The following is a 6,629-nucleotide window of genomic DNA, read 5'->3' on the forward strand; positions in this document are numbered from 1 at the left end:
TTCAGCGACTCACTGCCGGAACGGGAAATTGAATGCGGTCAACAGCGCGCGTGCCTCGTCGTTGGTGCGCGCCGTCGTGCAGACGGTGATATCCATGCCCCACGACTCGCCGGTCTTGTCGAAGTCGATCTCGGGGAAAATGATGTGCTCCTTGATGCCGAGCGAGTAGTTGCCACGGCCGTCGAAGCTCTTCGGGTTCAGGCCGCGGAAGTCGCGAACGCGCGGCAGCGCGACCGTGATCAGGCGGTCGATGAACTCGTACATCTTGGCGCCACGCAACGTGACCTTGCAGCCGATCGGCTGATTCTCACGCAGCTTGAAGGTCGAAATCGCGACGCGCGAATAGGTCACGACCGCCTTCTGGCCGGCGATCAGCGACATGTCAGCCGCCGCCTGCTCCGCCTTCTTGCGATCGTTGACCGCCTCGCCGACGCCCATGTTCAGCACGACCTTGTCGAGCTTCGGAACCTGCATGGCGTTGGCGTAACCGAACTTCTCGGTCAGCGCGGTGCGGATGCTCTTGTCGTATTCCGTGCGCAGGCGCGGAACGTATGCCGTCTCAGCCATCGATCTCTGCTCCCGAGCTCTTGGCGATGCGAACCTTCTTGCCGTCCGCCAGGACCTTGAAACCGACGCGGGTCGGTTTGCCGTCCTTGCCGACGATCGCGATGTTGGACAGGTGGATCGGCGCCTCTTTCGAGATGATGCCGCCTTCCTGGGTCTGGGTCTGCTTCTGGTGACGCTTGACCATGTTGATGCCGCGCACCAGCGCCACGTCGGCGTCGGGACGCACTTCGAACACCTCGCCGGTGCGACCCTTGTCGCGCCCGCTCAGTACGATCACCTTGTCACCCTTGCGGATCTTGGCGGCCATCACAGCACCTCCGGCGCCAGCGAAATGATTTTCATGTGGTTCTTCGCGCGCAGCTCGCGCGGCACCGGCCCGAAAATACGGGTGCCGACCGGCTCGGACTGATTGTTGATCAGCACGGCGGCGTTGCGGTCGAAGCGGATGACGGAGCCGTCGGGGCGGCGGATGTCCTTGCGGACCCGGACCACCACGGCCTTCATGACGTCGCCCTTCTTCACCTTGCCGCGCGGAATCGCTTCCTTGATCGACACTACGATAACGTCGCCCACGGTGGCATAGCGGCGCTTGGAGCCCCCCAGCACCTTGATGCACATGACACGGCGTGCGCCGGAATTATCGGCCACGTCGAGGTTGGTCTGCATCTGGATCATTGATGCACCTCGTCCTCTCTCTAATGCGCGATTGCGCTCTCAACTGATGCGCGAATGCGCTTAGGCGGTCTTCTTCGGTTCGCCCCGGACCACGGTCCAGCGCTTGAGCTTGGAGATCGGCTTGCTCTCCTCGATCCACACCATGTCGCCCGGATGGAACTGATTGTTCTCGTCGTGGGCGTGGTAGTTCTTCGAGCGCCGGATCGTCTTCTTGTAGATCGGGTGGGTGAAGCGACGGTCGACGCGCACCACGATCGTCTTCTCTTGCTTGTCGCTGACGACCACGCCCTGCAGGGTCCTCTTCGGCATGTCTAAAGGTCCTTACTTCGTCTTGCCGGCGCGCTTCTGCGCGGCGATGGTCTTGATACGGGCGATGTCGCGACGGGCCTCGCGCAGCCGAGAGGTGTTCTCGAGCTGGCCGGTGGCGCGTTGGAAGCGGAGGTTGAAGCGCTCCTTCTTCAGGCCCACGATCGCGTCGTCCATCTGATCTTCGCTCATCGCGCGGATGTCGGCGGTCTTCATCTCAGCCATGTCGATTACTCCGCAATGCGCGCGACGAAGCGCGTCTTGATCGGCAGCTTGGCGGCGGCGAGCGTCAGCGCTTCCTTGGCGAGCTGCTGATTGACGCCGTCGATCTCGAACATCACCCGGCCCGGCTTGACCCGCGCCACCCACAATTCCGGCGAACCCTTGCCGGAGCCCATGCGGACTTCGGCCGGCTTCTTCGACACCGGAACGTCCGGGAAGATGCGGATCCAGACGCGGCCGGCACGCTTCATGTGACGGGTCAGCGCACGACGCGCGGCTTCGATCTGGCGCGCGGTGACGCGCTCAGGCTCCATCGCCTTCAGGCCGAACTGGCCGAAAGCCAGGGTCGCGCCCGACGACGCAACGCCGTGGATGCGGCCCTTGTGCGCCTTGCGGAACTTGGTCTTCTTTGGTTGCATCATGGCTTACGCCCTCAAACCTTCTTCAGCAGCCGGTCAGGCAGCATCGCGGCGCGGCCGCGAGTTGTCGCCTTCGGCCATCCGCTTGTCCTGCGCCATCGGATCGTGCTCGAGGATCTCGCCCTTGAAGATCCACACCTTGACGCCGCAGGTGCCGAACGTGGTGAACGCCGTCGCGACGCCGTAATCGATGTCGGCGCGCAGCGTGTGCAGCGGCACGCGACCTTCGCGATACCACTCCATACGGGCGATTTCGGCACCGCCGAGACGGCCCGAGCAGTTGATCCGGATGCCCTCGGCGCCGAGACGCATCGCCGACTGCACCGCCCGCTTCATCGCGCGGCGGAACGCGACGCGGCGCTCGAGCTGCTGCGCGATCGACTCGGCGACCAGCGTGGCGTCGAGCTCCGGCTTGCGGATTTCGACGATGTTGATCACGACGTCCGAAGACGTGATGTCGGCGACCTTCTTGCGCAGCTTGTCGATGTCGGCGCCCTTCTTGCCGATCACGACGCCCGGACGCGCCGAGTGGATCGTCACCCGGCACTTCTTGTGCGGACGCTCGATCACGATGCGCGCCACCGCGGCCTGCTTCAATTCCTTGTGCAGGATCTCGCGGATCTTGACGTCCTCGTGCAGCAGCTTGCCGTATTCGCTCTTGCCCGCGAACCAACGGGAATCCCACGTCCGGTTGATACCCAGCCGCAGCCCGATCGGATTGATCTTTTGACCCATCGAAAGTCTCCCGCGCCTTCGCTTAAGCGCTTGCTTCTGCTTCGACCTGACGAACGACGATCGTCAGCTGCGCGAAGGGTTTGAAAATACGGCCCGAGCGACCACGGCCGCGCGGCGAGAAACGCTTCATCACGATGCCCTTGCCGACATGGGCTTCCGACACGACCAGCGCGTCGACGTCCAGATCGTGGTTGTTCTCGGCGTTGGCGATCGCCGATTCCAGGCACTTCTTGACGTCGACCGCGATCCGCTTGCGCGAGAACGCTAGGTCGGCGAGCGCCGCAGACGCGCTGCGGCCGCGGATCAGCTGAGCGACCAGATTGAGCTTCTGCGGAGAGACGCGAAGCATCCGGGCGACGGCCTTGGCCTCGTTATCCGGGAGGCTCCGTTCGCGCTTGGGTTTGCTCATGGCTTCGTCCTCAACCCTTCTTCGACTTCTTGTCGCCGGAGTGGCCGTGGAACGTGCGGGTCGGCGAGAACTCGCCGAACTTGTGACCCACCATTTCCTCGTTCACCGCCACCGGGACGTGCTTCTGGCCGTTGTAGACGCCGAAAGTCAGCCCGACGAACTGCGGCAGGATGGTGGAGCGGCGGCTCCAGATCTTGATGACGTCGTGACGGCCCGACGCGCGCGCCGCATCCGCCTTCTTCAGCAGCGAGCCCTCGACGAACGGGCCCTTCCAGACTGAGCGAACCATGTCCGGCTTCCTTACTTCTTCTTCCGCTTGTGGCGGCTGATGAGAATGAACTTGTCGGTCGACTTGTTCGAGCGGGTCTTCTTGCCCTTGGTCGGCTTGCCCCACGGAGTCACCGGGTGACGGCCGCCCGAAGTGCGTCCTTCACCACCGCCGTGCGGATGGTCGATCGGGTTCATCACGACGCCGCGGTTGTGCGGACGGCGGCCGAGCCAGCGCTTGCGGCCCGCCTTGCCGATCGAGATGTTCATGTGGTCCGGGTTCGACACCGCGCCGATCGTGGCGGTGCAGCGGCCGTGGACCAGACGCTGCTCGCCCGAATTCAGGCGAACGATGACGTAGTCATGATCGCGACCGACGACCTGGGCGTAGGTACCGGCCGAACGCGCGATCTGCCCGCCCTTGCCGATCTTCAGCTCGATGTTGTGCACGATCGTGCCGACCGGCATGTTGCCGAGCGGCATGACGTTGCCCGGCTTCACGTCGACATAGGCGCCGGCGATCACGGTGTCGCCGACCGCGAGGCGCTGCGGAGCCAGGATGTAGGCCTGCTCGCCGTCCTCGTACTTGATCAGCGCGATGAACGCGGTGCGGTTCGGATCGTATTCCAGGCGCTCGACCTTGGCCGGAACGTCGACCTTGGTGCGCTTGAAATCGACCATGCGATAGGTCTGCTTGTGGCCACCGCCGCGGAAACGCACGGTGATCCGGCCGGTGTTGTTACGACCGCCCGCCTGGTTCTTGCCCTCGGTCAGCGACTTGACCGGCTTGCCCTTGTACAGGGCCGAACGATCGACCATGACCAGCTGGCGCTGGCCCGGCGTCGTGGGATTAAACGTCTTCAATGCCATGGTCGGTCCCGCCTTACAGTCCGGTGGTCACGTCGATGCGATGACCCTCTTCCAGGGTCACGACCGCACGCTTGGTGTCCGACTGCGTGCCGAAGGTGCCGCGGAAGGACTTCGACTTGCCCTTGCGCACCAGCGTGTTCACGCTCTTCACCTTGACGTCGAACAGCTTCTCGACGGCTTCCTTGATCTGCGGCTTGGTGGCGCCGCCCTGCACCTTGAACACGACCTTGTTGTGTTCGGACGCCGTCGTGGCCTTTTCGGTCACGACCGGCGCAACGATCACGTCGTAATGGCGCGGATCGATGGTTTTCATTTAAAGCGCGCCTCCAACGCATCCAGCGCAGCCTTGGTCAGCACCAGCTTCTGGCGGCGCACAATGTCGTAGACGTTGATGCCCTGGATCGGCAGCACGTCGATGTTCGGAATGTTGCGGGCCGCCGTGGCGAAACCGGTGTTCACCTCGGCGCCGTCGATGATCAGCGCGCTGGTCAGGCCGAGACCCGAGAACGCACCGACCAGAGCCTTGGTCTTGGCGGCTTCCAGCTCGGCCTTGTCGAGCACGATCAGGCCGCCGCCCTTGGCCTTGGCCGACAGAGCGTGCTTCAGCGCCAGGGCGCGGACCTTCTTCGGCAGGTCGATGGCGTGCGAACGCACCACCGGGCCGAACGCACGGCCACCGCCGCGGAACTGCGGCACGCGCTGCGAACCGTGACGAGCACCGCCGGTGCCCTTCTGCTTGTACATCTTCTTGCCGGTGCGCCAGACTTCGGCGCGGCCCTTGGCCTTGTGGGTGCCGGCCTGGCGCTTGGCGAGCTGCCAGATCACGCAGCGCTGCACGATGTCCTGGCGCGGCTCGAGACCGAAGATGGTGTCGGACAGCTGGACCGAGCCGGCTTCCTTACCCTCGAGAGTGGTGACCTTCAATTCCATCTCACACACCCTCCTGCTCGGCAGCCGGAGCCGCAGCTTCGTCGCCGCCATTGGCCAGCCGGAACTTGCCCGGCTTCGGCGCGTCGGCCGGCAGCGCCTTCTTCACGGCGTCGCGCACCGAGATCCAGCCGCCCTTGGTACCCGGAACGGCACCCTCGACCAGGATCAGGCCGCGCTCGACGTCGGTCTGCACCACACGCAGGTTCAGCGTGGTGATGCGGTCGACACCCATGTGGCCGGGCATCTTCTTGTTCTTGAAGGTCTTGCCGGGATCCTGACGGCCACCGGTCGAACCGATCGAGCGGTGCGACACCGACACGCCGTGGGTGGCGCGCAGACCGCCGAAATTCCAGCGCTTCATACCGCCGGCGAAGCCCTTACCGGTCGAAGTGCCGGTGACGTCGACGAACTGGCCGACGACGAAATGGTCGGCCTGAATCTCGGCGCCGACCGGGATCAGCGAGTCCTCGGACACGCGGAACTCGGCGACCTTACGCTTCGGTTCGACCTTGGCGGCCGCGAACTGGCCGCGTTCGGCCTTCGGCATATAGACGGTCTTGCGCGAGCCGGAGCCGAGCTGCAGCGCCACATAGCCGTTCTTTTCGGTGGTGCGGTGGGCCAGCACCTGGCAGTTGCCCAGCTTCAGCACGGTCACGGGGATATGTTCGCCGGCCTCTGTAAAGACCCGCGTCATCCCGACCTTCTGTGCGATCACTCCGGAGCGCATCGGCGTGCTTCCTGTTCTTTCTGTCCGTTACTTAACCGGACGGTCCAATCTCAGAGCTTGATTTCGACGTCGACGCCGGCAGCGAGGTCGAGCTTCATCAGCGCATCGACGGTCTGCGGGGTCGGGTCGACGATGTCGAGCAGGCGCTTGTGAGTGCGCATCTCGAACTGCTCGCGGCTCTTCTTATCGACGTGCGGCGAACGGTTGACGGTGAACTTCTCGATCCGGGTCGGCAGCGGGATCGGCCCGCGCACCTGCGCACCGGTTCGCTTCGCGGTGTTGACGATCTCACGCGTCGACGTATCGAGAATCCGATGGTCGAACGCCTTGAGGCGAATGCGAATATTTTGGCCGTTCATTGCCGTATCTTTCTTTAGAGAGCGAGTGGTGAGTGGCGAGTAGCGAATAGTCCCCTATTCGCCACTCCCTATTCGCTATTCGCGTTCTTACTCGATGATCGCGGCGACGACGCCTGCGCCGACGGTGCGGCCGCCTTCGCGGA

14 protein-coding genes are annotated in these 6,629 nt (G+C 64.1%); all 14 read right to left on the bottom strand.

What is annotated here, in order from left to right; all coding sequences use genetic code 11:
* Nucleotides 1-9 precede the first annotated feature (9 nt).
* Genes rplE through rpsJ form a run of 14 tightly spaced genes read right to left on the bottom strand, consistent with a single transcriptional unit; the run spans nt 10 to nt 6,486 of the window.
* Nucleotides 10-567, bottom strand: a complete 558-nt coding sequence (gene rplE / locus IP86_RS11730; RefSeq protein WP_054162710.1) for a 50S ribosomal protein L5 — start codon at nt 565-567, stop codon at nt 10-12.
* Complete coding sequence (gene rplX / locus IP86_RS11735) at nt 560-874, bottom strand: 50S ribosomal protein L24 (protein WP_054162711.1); 315 nt, start codon at nt 872-874, stop codon at nt 560-562. Before rplX ends, rplE begins: the two co-directional genes overlap by 8 nt.
* Nucleotides 874-1,242 (bottom strand): 50S ribosomal protein L14, encoded by a 369-nt coding sequence (rplN, locus tag IP86_RS11740; RefSeq protein WP_011441195.1) that lies wholly within the window; start codon nt 1,240-1,242, stop codon nt 874-876. The genes rplX and rplN overlap by 1 nt, the downstream gene beginning before the upstream one ends.
* 60 nt (nt 1,243-1,302) lie before the next feature.
* Entirely contained in the window at nt 1,303-1,551 is a 249-nt protein-coding gene (rpsQ, locus tag IP86_RS11745) for a 30S ribosomal protein S17 (RefSeq protein WP_054162712.1), read from the bottom strand.
* A gap of 12 nt (nt 1,552-1,563) precedes the next feature.
* A complete protein-coding gene (rpmC, locus tag IP86_RS11750; RefSeq protein WP_054162713.1) occupies nt 1,564-1,773 on the bottom strand; it encodes a 50S ribosomal protein L29 in 210 nt (69 codons plus the stop codon).
* A gap of 5 nt (nt 1,774-1,778) precedes the next feature.
* Nucleotides 1,779-2,192 (bottom strand): 50S ribosomal protein L16, encoded by a 414-nt coding sequence (gene rplP, locus IP86_RS11755; RefSeq protein WP_054162714.1) that lies wholly within the window; start codon nt 2,190-2,192, stop codon nt 1,779-1,781.
* Nucleotides 2,193-2,225: 33 nt separating this feature from the next.
* Nucleotides 2,226-2,924 (bottom strand): 30S ribosomal protein S3, encoded by a 699-nt coding sequence (gene rpsC, locus IP86_RS11760; RefSeq protein ID WP_054162715.1) that lies wholly within the window; start codon nt 2,922-2,924, stop codon nt 2,226-2,228.
* Between the two features lie 22 nt (nt 2,925-2,946).
* Nucleotides 2,947-3,333 carry a 50S ribosomal protein L22 gene (gene rplV, locus IP86_RS11765; protein WP_054162716.1) on the bottom strand — a complete coding sequence of 129 codons (387 nt, stop codon included), beginning with the start codon at nt 3,331-3,333 and terminating at the stop codon, nt 2,947-2,949.
* Nucleotides 3,334-3,343: 10 nt separating this feature from the next.
* Entirely contained in the window at nt 3,344-3,622 is a 279-nt protein-coding gene (gene rpsS / locus IP86_RS11770; protein WP_054162717.1) for a 30S ribosomal protein S19, read from the bottom strand.
* 11 nt (nt 3,623-3,633) lie between these two features.
* Nucleotides 3,634-4,470: a 50S ribosomal protein L2 gene (rplB, locus tag IP86_RS11775; protein ID WP_054162718.1), complete on the bottom strand. Its 837-nt coding sequence runs from the start codon at nt 4,468-4,470 to the stop codon at nt 3,634-3,636.
* A 13-nt stretch (nt 4,471-4,483) separates the two neighbouring features.
* Entirely contained in the window at nt 4,484-4,783 is a 300-nt protein-coding gene (locus IP86_RS11780; RefSeq protein ID WP_054162719.1) for a 50S ribosomal protein L23, read from the bottom strand.
* On the bottom strand, nt 4,780-5,400 hold the full coding sequence (gene rplD / locus IP86_RS11785; protein ID WP_054162720.1) for a 50S ribosomal protein L4: 621 nt from the start codon (nt 5,398-5,400) through the stop codon (nt 4,780-4,782). The genes IP86_RS11780 and rplD overlap by 4 nt, the downstream gene beginning before the upstream one ends.
* Before the next feature lies 1 nt (nt 5,401).
* Complete coding sequence (rplC, locus tag IP86_RS11790) at nt 5,402-6,127, bottom strand: 50S ribosomal protein L3 (protein ID WP_054162721.1); 726 nt, start codon at nt 6,125-6,127, stop codon at nt 5,402-5,404.
* Between the two features lie 50 nt (nt 6,128-6,177).
* Complete coding sequence (gene rpsJ / locus IP86_RS11795; protein ID WP_002712302.1) at nt 6,178-6,486, bottom strand: 30S ribosomal protein S10; 309 nt, start codon at nt 6,484-6,486, stop codon at nt 6,178-6,180.
* Nucleotides 6,487-6,629 lie beyond the last annotated feature (143 nt).

This window comes from Rhodopseudomonas sp. AAP120 (assembly GCF_001295845.1).
Lineage (GTDB): Bacteria > Pseudomonadota > Alphaproteobacteria > Rhizobiales > Xanthobacteraceae > Rhodopseudomonas.

Bases quoted from the DNA above. Each gene is read 5' to 3' on its own strand.
- rplE (WP_054162710.1), bottom strand. From the start codon at position 567: ATGGCTGAGACGGCATACGTTCCGCGCCTGCGCACGGAATACGACAAG.
- rplX (WP_054162711.1), bottom strand. From the start codon at position 874: ATGGCCGCCAAGATCCGCAAGGGTGACAAGGTGATCGTACTGAGCGGG.
- rplN (WP_011441195.1), bottom strand. From the start codon at position 1,242: ATGATCCAGATGCAGACCAACCTCGACGTGGCCGATAATTCCGGCGCA.
- rpsQ (WP_054162712.1), bottom strand. From the start codon at position 1,551: ATGCCGAAGAGGACCCTGCAGGGCGTGGTCGTCAGCGACAAGCAAGAG.
- rpmC (WP_054162713.1), bottom strand. From the start codon at position 1,773: ATGGCTGAGATGAAGACCGCCGACATCCGCGCGATGAGCGAAGATCAG.
- rplP (WP_054162714.1), bottom strand. From the start codon at position 2,192: ATGATGCAACCAAAGAAGACCAAGTTCCGCAAGGCGCACAAGGGCCGC.
- rpsC (WP_054162715.1), bottom strand. From the start codon at position 2,924: ATGGGTCAAAAGATCAATCCGATCGGGCTGCGGCTGGGTATCAACCGG.
- rplV (WP_054162716.1), bottom strand. From the start codon at position 3,333: ATGAGCAAACCCAAGCGCGAACGGAGCCTCCCGGATAACGAGGCCAAG.
- rpsS (WP_054162717.1), bottom strand. From the start codon at position 3,622: ATGGTTCGCTCAGTCTGGAAGGGCCCGTTCGTCGAGGGCTCGCTGCTG.
- rplB (WP_054162718.1), bottom strand. From the start codon at position 4,470: ATGGCATTGAAGACGTTTAATCCCACGACGCCGGGCCAGCGCCAGCTG.
- IP86_RS11780 (WP_054162719.1), bottom strand. From the start codon at position 4,783: ATGAAAACCATCGATCCGCGCCATTACGACGTGATCGTTGCGCCGGTC.
- rplD (WP_054162720.1), bottom strand. From the start codon at position 5,400: ATGGAATTGAAGGTCACCACTCTCGAGGGTAAGGAAGCCGGCTCGGTC.
- rplC (WP_054162721.1), bottom strand. From the start codon at position 6,127: ATGCGCTCCGGAGTGATCGCACAGAAGGTCGGGATGACGCGGGTCTTT.
- rpsJ (WP_002712302.1), bottom strand. From the start codon at position 6,486: ATGAACGGCCAAAATATTCGCATTCGCCTCAAGGCGTTCGACCATCGG.